This window comes from Pseudoalteromonas sp. Of7M-16, assembly GCF_022347805.1.
Lineage (GTDB): Bacteria > Pseudomonadota > Gammaproteobacteria > Enterobacterales > Alteromonadaceae > Pseudoalteromonas > Pseudoalteromonas luteoviolacea_F.
Window position 1 is genome coordinate 1 of record NZ_JAKRFY010000029.1, and the last position, 17,898, is coordinate 17,898.

The 17,898-nt window shown below is 47.7% G+C and carries 4 protein-coding genes; all 4 read left to right on the forward strand.

Annotation, left to right across the window (positions count from 1 at the left end; genetic code table 11):
* Window positions 1-39 precede the first annotated feature (39 nt).
* The 4 genes from MHN81_RS22895 to MHN81_RS22910 all read left to right on the forward strand — a co-directional run bounded on the left by MHN81_RS22895 (window position 40) and on the right by MHN81_RS22910 (window position 17,797).
* Window positions 40-4,851, forward strand: a complete 4,812-nt coding sequence (locus MHN81_RS22895) for a non-ribosomal peptide synthetase (protein ID WP_239426802.1) — start codon at window positions 40-42, stop codon at window positions 4,849-4,851.
* Window positions 4,852-5,166: 315 nt separating this feature from the next.
* Window positions 5,167-8,337, forward strand: coding sequence for a non-ribosomal peptide synthetase (locus MHN81_RS22900; protein ID WP_239426803.1), 3,171 nt, complete (start codon window positions 5,167-5,169; stop codon window positions 8,335-8,337).
* A 68-nt stretch (window positions 8,338-8,405) separates the two neighbouring features.
* Entirely contained in the window at window positions 8,406-13,997 is a 5,592-nt protein-coding gene (locus MHN81_RS22905; RefSeq protein ID WP_239426804.1) for a non-ribosomal peptide synthetase, read from the forward strand.
* Entirely contained in the window at window positions 13,994-17,797 is a 3,804-nt protein-coding gene (locus tag MHN81_RS22910) for a non-ribosomal peptide synthetase (RefSeq protein WP_239426805.1), read from the forward strand. The genes MHN81_RS22905 and MHN81_RS22910 overlap by 4 nt, the downstream gene beginning before the upstream one ends.
* Window positions 17,798-17,898: the final 101 nt, after the last annotated feature.

Consider the following 17,898-nt stretch of genomic DNA (forward strand, 5'->3'; position numbering starts at 1 on the left):
GATTATATGGTGCCAGCGCTGATAGTGGTGCTGGATACAATGCCACACAATAGCAATGGTAAAATTGATAGAAAAGCCCTACCTAAACCACAGTGGCAGACGGCCAAAGCATTTGAAATACCCACAACAGAGACTGAGATCAGCCTCGCGAGCATTTGGCAGTCTGTGTTGGATGTAGAGCAAGTAGGTCGTGGTGATAACTTCTTTGCGCTTGGTGGCGATTCAATCAAGGCACTGAGTGTGATCAGTCAAGCACATAAAGCTGGCCTGAATATTGAGATCCCGGCGCTATTTAGGACCGCAAACCTTGGAGAGCTTGCGACGCTGATTGATAGCCATGAAGGCTGTGAAAAATTACCACTGGTACGTCAATCGGATATCTATTCGGGCTTGTCATTTGCTGAGCAGCGTCAATGGTTTTTGTGGAAATTAGCACCGCAAAGCAGCGCCTATCATATTAAAGGCGCGATGATCCTCGAAGGCCAATTGCATCTACATGCCCTGCAGTCTGCACTTGATTACGTGCACAATAATCATGCGGCGCTGCGAACCATTTACAGTGAAGATGCAGATGCACAAGTGACACAGCACATTGCACCTATGGGTCAATGCAAGTACCGTTATTTTGATGCTTCACAGACTTCAGACGACACAACCTGGCGTGATGCATTTGTGGCTGAACCTTTTGTCTTAACACAAGGTGACTTATTCCGTGTCGCCCTTATTAAGCATAGCGAAGGTCGCCATGAATTGGTGGTGGTCATGCATCACATCATTTCCGATGCATGGTCATTGCAGCTGATCATTAATGATTTTGCTAAAGCTTACCAAGGTGCGGTAATGGATCAGCCATTGTCGGTATCCGATCAAGGACTACGTTACAGCGATTATGCAAAGTGGCAACGAGATTGGTTCAGTGAAGATATCAAGGCGCAGCAATTGGCGTATTGGCACAATGCCCTTGGAGATGATTTATCGCCACTGCGCCTGCCCAGTGATTTAGAGTCACAACAAGACACTTATCAGGCAGTTACCGAGCAGGTGCAATTAGATGACACCTTAAAGCAGGCGCTCCTCGCCTATGCTAAAGCCAATAATACCAGCTTATTCAGTATCTTGATGTTGGCACTAAAAGTACTGCTGCACCGTTACAGCGGTCAATCTTCAGTGCGTGTTGGGATGCCAATAGCCAATCGCCATAATGTGGGTACAGAGTCTCTGGTTGGCTTTTTTGTCAATACGCAAGTGATCACCACAGAGCTGGCTGGTGATGTGCCATTAAGTGATGCTTTGAAGCAGGTGAAAACCCAGTTGCAAGGGGCCCAGGCACATCAGGATTTACCATTTGAGCAGCTATTGGATAGTCTAGATTTAGACAGAGATCTTCAGCAGCCGTTGTTCCAAGTCATGATCAATCACCAGCGTATGGATGGCGATGCCTTATTTAATTTACCTCAGCTAGAGATGAGCCCGGTGACCGTCAATGCCAGTGAAGCACAATTTGAGTTGGTATTGAATTGCTATGAAAATAGCGATGGCTTGAGCAATGTTGAGTTTGAATTTGCCAAGGAACGATTCAGCCAAAGCCGCCGCAGTGAATTGGCTTTTGCACTGAGAAGCGTATTGGCAGCGATAGTTAATGACAGCGACATGCAAGTTGCGCAGCTGTCACTGATCCCTGATGAACAACAAGCGCAGTTACATGCATTAGCAAAAGGCCAAGCGCATGCTAGTACGCCATTGGTGATAGAGCAATTGCATGAAATTGCCAAGCAACATAAAGCACTACCTGCGGTGAAGTTCGCCGATACTGCGCTTAACTACCAGCAAGTTGCAGATAAAAGTGATCAATTGTCTCACTACCTTAATGAGGTATTGTCTTCACAGGCACAAAAAGTGGTGGCAGTACGCTTTGCCCGTGGTATTGAGATGGTGATAGCTGCGCTAGCGGTATTTAAAGCTGGTGCAATCTATGTGCCGATAGACCCGAGTTTGCCAGCTGAACGTCAGCAGTACATAGCACAGCAAAGTAACGCGAATTTGATGCTCAGTGACGACACGACAACCTCTTTGGATAACATCAGTATTTATACTATTGACGATGCCAAATTAAGTGCTTATCCGGCAACACCATTACCATGCTGCGTGCAGCCTCAGCAGGTGGCATATATGATCTTCACCTCGGGTTCAACGGGTTTACCAAAGGGGGTGGCTGTCTCTCATCAAGCACTCGCAGATCATTGTTATGCGATGCAGCAATACTATGCTTATCAGCCTCAAGATCACGCCTTGTTATTTGCGTCAATGGGCTTTGATGCCGCACTTGAGCAACTGTTGATGCCGTTACTCTATGGTGCGCAATTAAGTGTGGTAGATGCAAAATCGATGAGTCCAGATACATTGGTTGACTACGTTGCCAAAGAGACTGTCACAGTGGTTGATTTGCCACCTGCGTATTTGCGTCATGTATCGGCACTTCAGTCAGTGCGCTTGTGTATCGTCGGTGGTGAAGGTTGGCATCAAGGTGATTTCAAACTTGCCCAAAACAGCTTGGTGCAGGCACAGTTTGTTAATGCTTATGGCCCAACAGAAGCGGTGGTCACTCCAACGCTTTGGATTGGGGATAGCCAATCTCACGTCGATAGCCGCTATGTGCCAATTGGCCAGCCAGTGGGCAATCGTCAGGTGTATGTGTTAGATAGTGCCTTGAATTTATTGCCAAAAGGCGCTATCGGTGAGCTGTATATTGGCGGTAGTTGTTTGGCGGAAGGTTATATTGACCAGCCAGAATTAACGGCAGAACGTTTTATTGCTGACCCGTTTAGCGAACAGGGCGGACGACTTTATCGCACAGGTGATTTAGTGCGTTGGGATGAAAATAATCAGTTGCAATACTTGGGTCGAGTGGATGATCAGGTGAAAATTCGCGGCCACCGTATTGAACTGGGTGAAATTGAGGCACAACTTAGTGCAGTGGACGGCGTAGAGCAAGCCATAGTGATGGTGCAAAACGCCGCTGAGCAGCCGGTACTGGTTGCTTATGCTGCAACGCAAAGTCGTACAGCGAGTGAGTTGCAAGCGCAGCTTTGCGATACATTACCTGACTATATGATACCGCAAGCCATTGAAATCATGGTGCAGTTCCCCCTTAACCAAAATGGCAAAGTCGATCGTAAGAACTTGCCTCAGATCAGCGTGGAGCAACATCAAGGTGAATTTGTTGCACCACAAAGTGGCCTTGAACAGCATATTGCAAAGGTGTGGCAGACTTTGTTGAAGGTGGAAAAAGTGAGCCGTCACGACAACTTCTTTGCTCTTGGTGGGGATTCGATCACGGCGCTGCGTTTAGTGCCGCGGATCAATGAACTCGGAGACTATGGCATTGAGGTGAAAGATATCTTCAACAGCCAAGATCTAGCGGCCTTGGCACAGTGTGTGTTAGCGTCCAAGCAGCTCGTTAAGCGCATCGCTTTAGCGCCAGCATCGCGTGCTGAGCAGATGCCGGTGTCACCAGCTCAGCAGAGCTTATGGCTGACAGACAGGTTGAGCAGCGAGGCTGACAAGGCTGCATACAATATTGCTGGTGCGGTGGCCTTAAGCGGCGCGCTGGATGTGGGGGCTCTTGAACAGGCGTTCAATGCTTTGGCTGTGCGTCATGAAATATTGCGCTCGCAGTTTGTTGATGTAGACGGAGAGCCGCGTGTAACAGTGTTGGAACGCTTAGACTTTAGATTGGCTGTCGAGCAGGTTGACAGTGAGCTGTCGGCACAACAGTTACGCAGTGAGTTTGAACAGCAAAGCTTTGATTTAAGCACAGCGCCGCTGATGCGTGCCAAAGTATTGCAACTGGCAGAGCAGCGCTACCAGTTGCTGGTGAGCATGCACCATATCATCAGTGATGGGTGGTCGATTGCAAACTTGGTTCAAGAACTCGGGGTGTTTTACGCAGAGCAACTCGGCGACAGTCGCTTAGTTGCCGAGCTAGCCCCACTGGAGGTGCAATATGCTGATTACGCAAGCTGGCAAAATACCCGCTTGGCGACAGAAGAAGGTGCACAGAACAAAGCGTTTTGGCAACAACAGCTCAAAGCCGCGCCACCGGTGAGCAATTTACCTCTGCATTTACCGCGTCCAGACAAACCGAGCAGCCAAGGCGATCAGGTGTTATTCAATATCGCCCCTGAATTGAGCGCGCAATTACAAGCCCTCAGTGAAGTGCACCAGTTGTCACTGTTTGCGTTATTGAAAGCCAGTTATATGACGTTTTTAAGCCAGCAAACGGGCCAACAAGATCTCGTGGTAGGAACTGACTTAGCGGGCCGTGAAGATGCTGCGCTGGAACCACTGATTGGCTTCTTTATTAAGGTTTTACCGGTGCGCATTAGCTTAAAAACTGACGACAGTTTCATCAGTCTAGCTAAGCAAGTGCAGCAACAATTGTTGGCGGTACAAGATCACCAATTACTGACGCTTGAGAATATTGCCCAAGTGGCCGATGTACCTCGTCAAAGCGGTGTATCGCCAATATTCCAGCAGTTATTTGTGATGCAAAATACACCGCAACCGCGCTGGCCTGTTGAGGGGGTTGAGATCAGTGAGATCCCAAGCGAAGGCGTGACCAGTAAGTTTGACTCCGCGATCTTTATTGAGACAACGGATCAGGGTTTAAATGGCAACTTGGTATTTAAACGTGATTTATATCTCAAAGATAAAATGCAAGGGATGATCACTGATTGGTTAGGGTTGTTAGCAACACTGGTATTACAGCCGGAGCAATTGCTGCCAAAGCCAAAACGTAGCGGGGCGATGAAAAAACGCAAAATGGCGAAATTCGGTAAATTGAAAAAATAGCCATTTACCATTTTCCTCCCAGTCAAAAGCCAAGCAGGTTTAATCCGCTTGGCTTTTGTTTTTTAGCGGGCTTTGATTTTGATCAACAAAATACTGCCATTGCTGAGTATTCACAGAAACTTGCGGGTTTTCCTTAAAAAAAATAGGGCTTTGCTCGTCATTAAGACACATCCCTAGGTTGCGGGCAAAATCGCCTCATTTAATGCATTATACAGGACGTCTTGTACGTGATTGTTCATAGCACCAAACCTTCAGGGAAAGGCACATTATTGGTTATTTCATAATGGGCTATTTGGAGACAACCCAGTGTGCCAAATGGCTCTAAATTTACTGCAAGAGACATTTGGCATGATCCAAGAATATATCGATGCGTATCCGCAGGGCCTTGGCCTGAGTGTTCAACAAAAACAACATCTATCAAAGCACGAGAGTGCCGCCGTTGCCGTGCACAGTGTTTTGGTACCAATCGAACAAAACCTGACAGAGGTTGAGCTGAGACAGCGCGCCGAGGCGATTGCTCAGCAGCAGCTCATATTGCAGTTCGCGTTTACTCAAGTTGAAGGTTTTAGAGGTACCCGCCAAGTACCCACGGCACAACATAAGTTGGTTTGTGAAGATGTCACAAGCCAAGCAGATTTGGTGGCAACAGAACAGGCTAAGTTAATCCCTATTAGCTTGGACACAACGCATGGACAAAACATTCAAATTAGTCGTTTTGTCTGTCAGCAGCAGGCCTATATTCTGATCCATGCCAATGCCTTAGCGTTAGATATCGCCAGCGTTTATGACTATATTGGTCAATTACTTAACGGCGAGAATAATGAGGCTGAAGCGATACAATACCCTGATTTTTTAGCTTGGCTTGAAGAGGTGAATGAAGCCCCAGAAGCTGCGCAAGGTGCTGCGTATTGGCAGCAATTCAGTGCCAAACTACAGCCGCTAGACAACCGTTTTCAATTGCCTTATCACAAAGCTCCTTCGACCACAGATTTGCGCACACAACAAAGTCATAGCGTTGAGTTGAGCGACGCAGTATTGCAAAACATTGACAGTCTGGCCGAGCAGCTTGAACTAGATAGTGAAGTTATTTTGCACGCAACTTGGTGGCTGTTGCTTGCTCGGATCAGTAAAAACAGCGGATTTAGTGCGGCACTTGGTTACGACCCAAGGCAGATGAGCGAAGAGCTAGAGGGCGCGCTTGGTGTGTATCAATTACATTTACCAATTGCCGTTGAAGTGGATCCAGCGCAATCACTGAGTGCGTGGTTTAGCCAGTTTGCTTTCCAGTGTGAGCAGCACCTTGAATGGGCTGAGGCATATCAAGGCACTGAAAAATATGAGCTCAACTGGTCTCCAAGTTGTGTGATGCAAGTGTGGCACGGTGAGTCTCATGGACAGTTATTGCGCTTGGATGACAGCAGTGAATTGCACTTAAATTGTGTGCTACAAGACTCAGGTGCACGTTTGACACTGCGTTATGACAGTCAAGCATATAGTGACGCAGCGGCGCAAACATTGCTGGCGCAATACCAACAACTCTTAGCACAGTTAACTACTCAGTTGAACACTGTAGTGGGCGAAATAAACATTGCCACAGAGCAAGAGCAGCAACGCCATCTGGGGTTGAACCGAGCTGTTGCACAAGTACCGCTACTATTTGATAAAATCGCACACTTTGCCGCGACTCAGCCAACGCAGTTGGCGCTGAGTGATGGTCAACAAAGCCTCGATTACAGCTCGTTGGAGGCGCGTTTGCTCAGCATTGCCAACGTCCTGCAAGATAAAGGGGTGGCTAGCAATGATATTGTCACCGTGGCTCTACCACGCAGTTTTGAGCAAGTACTGGTGATATTGGCGATTCAACGTCTTGGTGCAGCTTATTGCCCAGTCGACCCAGTTTGGCCGATAACCCGACAACAGCAGATTATGACTGCGGCGGGAGCAACACGTCACATCGCCATTGAAAACTCTCAAGACACCATTGGATTGGCACAAGTGTTAACCGAAGCGACACAGTCGCAAACATCAAAAGCAATAGCGCTGCCAAATGCACAACAAGCGGCGTATGTGTTATTCACATCCGGGTCTACCGGCACACCAAAAGGGGTGGTGATTGAACATGCACAATTAGCCCACTACTGTTTTGGTTCAAGTGAAGCACTCAAGCTTGGACAGCAGCGCTATGGTTTAACCTCAACGGTAGCCGCAGATATTGGTAACACATGTTTATTTAATGCTTTCTACAATGGAGGCACTCTAGTGGTTGCGCCTGAACAGGCGGTGTTAGAAGGACAAGCGTTTGCTCAGTTTGTCAATGCACAGCAAGTAGAGGTGGTGAAAATCGTCCCTTCACACCTACAAGCACTATTAGAGAGCGAGCCAAAAGTACTACCAAATAAGCTGATCCTAGGTGGTGAAGCCAGTGCGCCAACATTACTGCAAAAAATCCATCGTTTAAGTCCGAATACGGAAGTATTTAATCACTACGGCCCAACTGAAACGACTGTGGGTGTGTTGTCTCATCAATATCATGACCTATCGAGTTTCGCGGGCACAGTTGCCAAATTAAGTCACGTCTTTGCTGGCACGTCTATTTATATTCTCAATGAGTACGGCTCGTTGTGTGCAGTAGGTGAGCAAGGCGAGCTACACATTGCGGGTACACAACTGGCGCGGGGTTATTTAGGCAAAGATGAAAACGATGGGTTTGTGACTAAAAGCCCGTGGGCATCGAGACTTTACCCTACAGGAGATGTCGCGCGCTATATGCCTGACGGCACGATTAGTTTGTCTGGCCGAAAAGACGATCAAGTACAAATTCGCGGCTTCCGTGTAGAGCCAAATGAAGTGGCCGCCAGTGTGAGCCGCTGTCTTGAGTCCGTAGGCTGTTATGTGATGGCACAAAACCTCGGCGGTCAAACGGCATTAGTGGCTTACTTAACTGGTTTTGAATATCAAGGTGCGACTGTATCAGGGCTGTTAGATGGCGATGTGAACCAGTATTTGCAAACACATTTACGAGATCACCTTGCCGAAGCCATGGTGCCACAGTTTTTTGTTGCGCTAGAGCAATTACCACTGCTGGCCAATGGCAAAGTTGATCGCGCCAAGTTGCCAAAAGCCAATGAGTTGCAAAATGTGGCCTATGTCGCGCCGAGCTCACAGCTTGAAAAGTGGCTCGCAGACTCTTTGGCAGACATTTTAGAAGTTGACAAAGTCAGCTGTGATACCAGTTTCTTCGATCTAGGTGGCCACTCATTGGCGGCCATTAAGTGGGTGACCAGAATTAAAAAGCAGCTGCTGATGGATGTTGAACCCGGCATTATTTTTGACAATGCCACCATCATGAAGTTGGCAACAGCACTGAGAGCAAAACATCCAGATGCACAAAAGTTAGAAAAAATTGCCATGACACAGTTAAAACTGGCCACGCTCTCGCCTGAGCAGCGCGAGGCGCTGCAACAAAAGCTGGGTTTAGGTAGCTAATCGCCTAATCAAATCAATCTTTACATTAGGGAGTCAGTGACTCCCTTTTCCCTTTTTTAGAGATACACATGAACAACGACGATATTCTTGACGCACTGGCCGATGAATTAGACTTAGATCTGCTTGGTGAGCTGTTTGCTGAGCAACCAGAAACACACACTGAGATCCCCCGTCATTCAGATAATTTCGGTAGTTTATCTTTTCAGCAGCAGCGACTGTGGTTGCAACAACAGCTGACCCCAGAGTCCATTTCGTATAACGTACCTCGTGCATACTACATTGAAACTGCGTTAGATTTAGCAAAGCTGCAACAGGCATTAAACACCCTGGTAAATACCCATCAGGCACTTGCGACACGCTTTAGTGATGACAATACACCGATACAGCACCTAGTTGATAATGCGCAAGTGCCTTTGTCACAATTGGCCTTACCAGAGTCGCAGCAGGACTGGCCTGCAATTGAAGTATTATCGTCAGAAGTGGTGACTGGCTGGTTTGCCAAACCATTTGATTTATCCGTTGCCCCTTTGTTTCGTGCTGCATGGATTGATTATGGTAAAGGGGGAATTTTACTCCTAGATAACCACCATATTGCCAGTGATGGATGGTCGGCAAATCTTATTTTACGTGATTTAGCGCGTGCTTATTTTGGCGAGCAAATTGTACCGACGAGACTGCGTTATTTGGATTACGCCCAGTGGCAGCGCGATGCGCTTGAGTCTGAAATGGGTCAACAAGCGTGTGATTATTGGCGCAACTATGTCGATTTTGTACCTCAGCAATTAAATGTTCCCAAAGCGCATAGTAGCGAAGCTAGTCGTTATGCGCGTCTGGCAAAAACACATCTATCAGCGCAATTGACCCAAGGGTTGCGCAGTCTGTGCCAGCACTACAATTTAACCCTGTCATCCTTGTCCATGGCGCTTTATCAAGTTGTCTTGTCGCGCTTTAGTGATGCACAGCAATTTTTATTAGGGGTTCCTACAGCAGCGAGGAATCACCCAGATATTAGCGACATAGTCGGGTTTTTTGTTAACACTCAGCTGTATAAAAATGAGGCGCAACCTGCGCGCTCACTGATTGATGTTGCGCGCGCCGTCCAGCAGCATACGCTGGCTGTAATTGAGCATCAATTGATCCCCTACGAGTGGTTGGCGAGAGAGTTAGACTGGCAGCAAACGGGCGAACAAAGTCACTTTCAAGCCATGTATAACTTTTCTGAGTATCAGCCCAGCAATGATGGTCCGATGCCATTGCCACTCACGCCAATTGTTGTCGATCAGTTTGAAGCTAAGTTTCCGCTATCCCTCGAAGTTGTTGAGCTCGCAGACACCTTATTGATCCAATTTGAAGGGGAGCCAAAGCACTATGATGAAGAGGTCTTAACACGCCTGTTAGAGAGTTTCTTAACGTTGACCAAACAGCTGGTTGCTGCCCCAGAGCAAGCCCTTGGTAACGTATCTTTGGCAGTGCAACAACCTCAGGCATCGAAGCAACAGGTTACGCCAATAAGTGGCTATCTATCTGTTCTAACCGAGGCGTTTTCGTCGCATCCTGAGCGCATTGCTGCGACTGATGGACAAGGCCGCGAGCTGAGCTATGGGGCGCTTGACAAGCGCAGTGCTCAGCTGGCCAATTTTCTATTCGCTGAGGGGTTGCAAGCTGAGCAAACTGTGGCATTGATGTTTGAACGTGGCTTAGACATGTTGGTTGCCATGTTGGCGGTGATGCGTGCCGGTGGCACCTATGTCCCAGTGGACCCCAAACTCCCACAATCGCGCATTGATTATATTTTACAGCACAGTGAAACTCAGTGGGTTCTGCACAATACCGAGGTGCTTTTACCTGGCGATATCCGCGGTATTGATATAACCCAGTTATCCCTTGATCGCCAGATGGATAGTGCGCCGAGCAGGGAGATTCACCCGGCCCAGTTAGCCTATGTGATATACACATCGGGTTCAACAGGTAAACCAAAAGGGGTGGCAGTCAGCCATCACAATCTCGATAATTTTTTAGCTGCTATGCAGGAAAAGTTTGCACTACAAAGCGCTGACACTGTCTTGGCACTTACCTCATTGTCATTTGATATTTCAGGTCTTGAATTGCACCTGCCGTTGTACGCTGGTGCACAGGTATGTATTGCACAGCAACAAAGTGAATTGGATGAATCCATTTTAAATGAGGTTTCTGTCATTCAGGCAACCCCTGCTGGGTGGCGCGCGCTGCTGGCCGATAACCTGTTAAAGCGCCCTGTGTTAGGACTGTGCGGTGGAGAAGCCTTGCCTGCCGAGCTTGCCCAAACACTGCTTGAACACCAAGTGACATTGTGGAACATGTACGGGCCAACGGAGACCACCATTTGGTCATCATGCCAACGGGTTGAAAAGGCGAAAATTCATCTCGGTGATACAGTCCGCGCAACGCAGTTTTATGTTTTAGATGATGCGTTAAACCCTGTGCCAAATGAAGTGGCAGGTGAGTTGTATATTGCAGGAGAAGGCTTGGCCCGAGGATATTTAAATCGCCCAGAGCTGAGTGCCGAGCGTTTTGTCGCCAACCCATTTTGCCAGCAAGGCAGCCGACTTTATCGCACAGGTGATTTGGTCAAGTACAATCAATCAGGCCTGCTGGAATATTTAGGGCGTACCGACCATCAGGTGAAAATTCGTGGATTCAGGATCGAGTTGGGTGAAATAGAAGCGCACCTATATCAACAGTCAGGTGTTGAGGAAGCCGTTGTGATAGCCGAGGAGTTACCCACAGGAACTCGCTTGGTGGCATACGTTGCTGGTAATAACTTGGAAGGCGCGGCTTTACAGTCTTTGCTACTGCAAGGCTTACCAAATTATATGGTACCCAGTGTAATTGTGGTGCTCGACACATTACCCCTGAACAATTCCGGAAAGATTGACCGTCACGCGTTACCCAAAGTACAAGACAATCAGCGTGGCGAATTTGTTGCCCCGGCTAGTCAGCTAGAGCAACAGCTCGCGGATATTTGGCAATCTGTGCTTAAGTATTCGCCCATAGGCCGCGGTGATGATTTCTTCACGCTTGGCGGAGATTCTATTGTCGCGTTGCAATTGGCCAGTCGTATCAGTGAAGCACTGCAACTTAATTGCTCCGTTAAAGATATTTTTGATGCGCCTAATGTCGAGGCGCTCGCAGTATTATTGAATACAGCTTCTAAGACGCAGTTACCAGAGCTTATTAAGGTCTCTGCGCAATCAAATTATGATTTGGCCCCAGCGCAGATGAGTTTGTGGCTGTCGGACCAAATGGTGGCAGAGCAGGACAAACATGCTTTTAATATTTCCGGGGCCGTGACATTACGTGGCGCTTTGAATATTGACCTGTTGCAACGTGCATTTGAGTTAGTAATAGCGAGACATGCCTCATTGCGGATGCGTTTTGTTGAGCAATTGGGCGAAGCTAGCATGGTTGTGGACGAGCATGCGGCATTTACGCTTATCAGCCACAACCTCTCGGATCTCTCGCAGCAGCAGCGCATTGTACAAAGCCAGTCGTTGCAACGTGCCTTTGAAAATCAAGCATTTGATTTAGCCTCCGCGCCGCTATTACGTGCCATGCTGGTGCAGCAGCAAGACGGAGAGTATCAGCTTTCGGTCAGTATGCACCACATCATTTCAGATGGTTGGTCGACAGGAGTGTTGATTGATGATCTAGGTAAAGCTTACCAAGCACTGGTTACCCAGCAATCACCACATTGGCAGCCATTGAATATCGATTATGTAGATTATGCTCAGTGGCAACATGCGCTGCAAAGCGGTGAAGCAGGACAGCAGCTGCGCGATTATTGGCGCGAACACTTAGACGATGCCCCGGCAAATAGTGCATTACCGAATCATTACCCGCGCCCAGTACAATTAAACAATGAAGGCGGATTGGTGGTTGGTTCATTTGATGCAGATCAAACCAAACGCTTAAAAGCATTTGCGAGCGAGCAGCGCATATCCCTGAATGCGTTGTTGTTATCTGGTTATTTCTTATTCTTACACGCCATCAATGACAAGCCTGATGTGATTGTCGGCAGTGACTTTGCCGGTCGTGAAAACCCAGCTTTGGAAGCTTTAATTGGCTTTTTTGTACGTGTTTTGCCACAGCGTAGTATGTTGAATGAGGAATCTTTAGTTATTGATTTTATTAAGCAAACTCAGGGCGTTTCGCTTCAGGTTATGGCTCATCAAGCACTGGGCTTGGAGTCTCTGACCGAGCTGATTGACACCCCGAGGGTGAATAATATTCAGCCATTGGTACAACAGTTATTTGTGATGCAAAACACGCCGCAACAACAGTGGCCGATGACTGAGATCAGCCTTGAACCCTTGGATAGTTTAAGTGCGATCAGCAGTAAATTTGACAGTGCGCTCTTCGTCATTGAGGCGGATGAGTTGCAATGCCAGTGGGTATTTAGAAAACAGCTTTATAACCCAGAGATTATGCAGCAATGGTTGGGGCGTTGGCAGCAATGCGTGTTGCAACTCATAGAGATGAGCGAACAGCCTGTTCGCAATGTAATTTCGCCAATGATTCAGGAATTTAAAACTATGCAAAAAGCCGCCCGAGGAAATTCATTTTCAGGATTAAAAAAAGGTCTTAAAAAACGTGCAAAGGCACCTGCTGCACCAATAAAAACGTATTTTTTACCAGAGACCGAACAGTTTCCAATTCTCGTAGAGCCGACGTCCCCCGATCTTGACCCAATTAATTGGGCAAGCAATAACCGTGATGTGATTGACGGCTATTTACAGCAGTACGGTGGGATAATTTTTAGGAACTTTGCTTTGCAATCACCGCAAGAGTTTGAGTCTTTCGCCGACGCAATTCAACCGGGCTTGTATGGTCAATATGGTGATTTGCCGAAAAAAGAAGGCGGTAAAAAGACCTATAAGTCGACGCCGTACCCAGAGCGTCAAATGATCCTTTACCACAACGAAAGTTCTCATTTAGGCAAGTGGCCTCGTAAACAGTGGTTCTATTGTGAACTGCCTTCAAAAGTGGGTGGCGCCACGCCGATTGTAGATTGTCGTCGTATGCTCAAAGAGCTGCCTGAAGCACTGGTAGCCAAAATCAAAGAAAAAGAGCTGTTATACGTACGTAACTTTATTCCAAACCTCGATGTCGCTTGGCAAGACTTCTATAAAACCGATGACAAGGCGGAAGTAGAGGCGCGCTTGACGGCGAGTAATACCGAGTTTCGCTGGTTAGACAATGGCGGTTTGCAAACCCGTACTAAAACACATGGGGTGATCAAACACCATTTGAGCGGCGAGGAGTCGTTCTTCAATCAAGTTCAACTTCACCATGAGTCGTGTTTAGAAGAAAGTGTGCGCAGTGATCTGATTGAGATGGTTGGTCATGAGTATTTGCCGCGCAACGTTTTCTTTGGTGATGGCACGCCGATTAGTTACGAAGAAATGACAATTATTGGTGAAGCTTATGAGCGCTGTGCGGTGAGGTTTGACTGGCAAAAAGGTGACGTAGTGATGCTGGACAACATGCTCGCTGCCCACGCACGTGATCCGTATGAAGAGCCGCGTAAAATCGTGGTTGCAATGGGGGATATGGTATCTCAGCAGCAACTTACTGAAGCCAACGCAGAGCAAGCCAAAGCGGAGCAGGAGTGTTTGGCATGATCGCTGACTATATTGAAGAATATCAGCAAGGAGTTGTACTGACGGCGAATCAGCAGTGTTTCACTGCTGATGCCGCGCAAACAGTCCCACTTGTCCAGTTGCTGGTGCCTTGCTCGGCGAGCTTGCAAAGTATACAAGGCCATTGTGAGGCGTTGATTCAATCACATATTAGTTTGGCGTCTAATTATCAGCAAGTAGCAGGTTTTAAAGGCTTAAGAGCACTGCCCAGCGAAAGTGCAAAAATAGTTGTTGATAGCATTGAATGGCGCCAAGCAGGCGTGCCAAGCCTAGCGCAGTTGGCGCTGTCGTCTCCGGTGGATATAGCACCACAGAGTGGTCGCAATTTACAATTGACTTTGGTGCAAACAAACGAACAGAATTTCATTGCACTTCGTGGCTTTGCTGGGGCGGTGGACTTAGCTTCACTAGAGATCATTGCCGGGATTGTCAACGGTCAACCAGATGATGAAGAAGCGCTTCAATTCCCTGACTTTGTTGCTTGGCAACAAGAAATGCAGAGTGAGGACGAAGGTTTAGCGGGGCAGGCATTTTGGCAAAATTACCTAGCTGGTGATTTACCGTCTGCGCTTCAATTACCTTATACAATGGGCTCTGTCAGTGAAGCACAGCGCAGCTACACGCCAGTGCAGTATGCGGTTAATAGCAGTGTGTGGCAGGGTATCAGTAACTATGCGACGACACTGGGCGTATCAAGTCAGCATATTGCACAATATGCTTGGTGGTGGTTGATGGCGCGTTTGGCAACAACTCCGCGTTTTTTAACGGCTTTGCATTACGATCCACGCCAAGAAGATGAAGCATTTGAAGGGGCGATTGGTCGCTACGCAAAAGCGTTGCCCTTGATTGTTGAGTATCAACCAGAGCAATCTCTTGAAAGTTGGTTGTCCGCGCTAAACGAGCAATGTGAAAATCATCGCCACTATGCATTGAGTATTTCAGAAGCGCAGTTAAAAACGGCGAGACATGCCACTGACTATGTATTTTCACAGCAAGCACATCAACCTGATTGGCAAACAAGCCTGTGCCATGATTTAAACATGGCCATTGCGGCCAATGGTGTGCTGACGCTAAATTACTGCCAAAATAGCTATTCTGCCGCGGCGGTAGCGAGTTTGTTGGCGCAGCTTGAGCATGTTCTCAGTGTTATCGCCTCGGGTGATGTCCATCAAAACTGTGCACAAATCAGCATACTGAGTGAGGCTCACTCAGCACAATTGCTTGCGATCAACGGCTTGGGGGCGCTACCTTCAGTAGAGACGGTTGTGCAGCGTGTACATGATTTTGCTAAGTCTCAACCCCAAGAAATTGCACTGATAGATGACACCGGATCACTTAGCTATGGAGAACTTTGGCAACAGGCTGAGTCAGTAGCAAAAGGTTTATGTCAAAGCCAAACGCAGCTTGAGCAGCCAGTATTGCTACTTTTGCCACGCAGCACCGACCTGATTGTAGCAATGCTTGCGAGCATGCGCGCGGGCTTTGGCTTTGTGCCCCTCGACCCGAGTTGGCCACAAGCACGTATCGATAAAGTACTGGCGCAGTTTGACAATGCTGTGGTGATTAGCGCATCGTCTGAGCAGGGTATACGCTTGGACTCACTTAAGGTGAATAAAGAGGTCGCATTGCCAACCTTGGATGATGTGGCAAATAAACTGGCCTATACCATCTTTACCTCTGGTTCAACAGGGACCCCAAAAGGTGTGTGTATTGGTCAGCAGCAGTTGAGTGCTTATTGTTATGGTTCTAGCGAGGCACTAGGTCTAGCTGAGCAGCAAAACTTTGCACTGACGGCAACTGTGGCCGCTGATTTGGGTTATACCTGCCTATTTAATGCGCTGTATTTAGGTAAAAAGCTGTGTATCGCAAATGAGCAGCAAAGCATGGATAGCGCAGCATTCAGTGCGTTTTTACAACAGCACCAAGTCGACTGTATTAAAATTGTTCCATCGCATTTGCAGGCGCTGTGTGACTTGAAAGCACTGCCTTATTTCCCACAAAAAATCATCTTAGGGGGAGAGGCTTGTCCTAATACCTTCCTGCGTTCGATACAGCAATGGGCTCCTGAGGTGGAAGTATACAACCACTACGGACCAAGCGAAGCGACTATAGGGGTTATGAGTCATCGTTATCAAGCTGGAGACGGTGGTGTGGCAAAACTGAGCAAGGTGTTTGCAGGCACGCAAACCTATGTTTTGAATAGCGCAGGTCAGCTATGTAGTTATGGTGAAGTGGGCGAGCTGTATATTGCCGGTGCACAACTCAGTGAAGGTTACCTTGGTCAGCCAACACATACAGCATTTTCAAGCCATGAGGAATTTAACCAACGTGTTTATGCAACTGGCGATTTAGCACGTTATATGCCCGACAATTCAATCATGATCCTAGGCCGAAAAGACGATCAAGTAAAAGTCCGAGGGTTTAGAATTGAGTTAGGGGAAGTGGCCAATAGCATTGAACAGGTCGATGGTATTGAACATTGCCTAGTGATTGCAGACAAGGTCGATACCCAGGTAACTTTACATGCTTATATCGTTGCCAATCAGTATGCAGAGGGCGCGTTAGACAGTGATGCGACCGCGGCGCTACAAATACAATTGTCGCACAGTTTGCCTGAAGCCATGGTGCCATCGGCGTTTATGGTGCTGGCTCAGTGGCCGCGTCTAGGTAATGGCAAGGTAGATCGCAAAGCACTGCCTTCTTTTGAAACTCAGACAACTGTTTACGAAGCACCGCAGGGCGCGTTAGAAACACGTTTGGCGGCAATGTTTGGCGAAGTGCTCGAGCTTGATAAAGTGAGTCGCAATGTGTCTTTCTTCCAGTTGGGTGGCCATTCAATTTCGGCAATTAAATTGGTAAAGCGCTGGGCTGACAGAGAAGATGCTGAGTTACATTTTGACTTAGGCGCGCTCTTCCAAGCGCCTAGTGTAGCCCAATTGGCAGAGGTGCTAAGCGGTGGTGAAGCGCAAGCGATTGCGGTACTCAATAAGCATAAAGCGGGCAACCGTCAGGTGATCTGTTTCCATGATGGACTGGGCTTAACTTTGGCCTATCGTGAGCTGGCGCAACAGCTAGATGAACAGGTGAATTTGTTTGCATTGGTGCCAAACGAAGCGGATCTTGAAGTGACCGATTTTGATCAACTTGCCAAGCGCTATGCGGATAAAATTACCGCGCAGTTTGGCGCTGAACCTGTTGAATTACTTGGTTGGTCTATGGGTGGTTTGCTTGCGGCCAAGGTGGCTGCCATTCTTGAAAAATCATCGTCACAAGTGAACACGTTGTACTTAGCGGATTCATGGATCCCGACAGCGCAACCACGTACATTGACTCAACTGCAAGCAGTCACCGAGTTTTTAACCTTGGTTGTAGATAATGGGGGCAAAGCTTGGTCTGAGCGTGTTGAGACACACTTTACACCTTTATTGGCCGAGTCTATTGTGGATGCGGATACACTCAAAGGATACCTAAGTGCATTTTGGCAATCGCACAGCGAGCAGCTGCCCATGCCTTACAGTGCGATAGATGCAGCGCAGTTGGCCCAGACATTTACGATGAGTGAAAGGTTAAATAGTCAGCGTGAAAATGGCTGTACATTGCCAAGTTTACCTGCCGGGCTTACTACGCATGTGCTTTGGTCTGAAGTGCGCTCAGATAGCGATATTGATTCTTATCGCGCTCATTTGTCTGCACATGGCGCGACCTTCACGGAGCAAAAACTTGCATGTAGTCATCAGCAAGTGGTGAGTCATGCGCAATTGCTAAAAGCTGTGAAGCTGTAACGTTTGAGTTAGGGCCGCTGTCAGGCCTAAAGCGATCTGTTTAGGGGCGTTGGGAAACTAACGCCCCATTTTCCGTTGTTTGTCGTAATTATTTAAATTTC

Coding starts and splice junctions, on each gene's coding strand:
- MHN81_RS22910 (WP_239426805.1), top strand. CDS start 13,994: ATGATCGCTGACTATATTGAAGAATATCAGCAAGGAGTTGTACTGACG.
- MHN81_RS22900 (WP_239426803.1), top strand. CDS start 5,167: ATGGCTCTAAATTTACTGCAAGAGACATTTGGCATGATCCAAGAATAT.
- MHN81_RS22905 (WP_239426804.1), top strand. CDS start 8,406: ATGAACAACGACGATATTCTTGACGCACTGGCCGATGAATTAGACTTA.
- MHN81_RS22895 (WP_239426802.1), top strand. CDS start 40: ATGCCACACAATAGCAATGGTAAAATTGATAGAAAAGCCCTACCTAAA.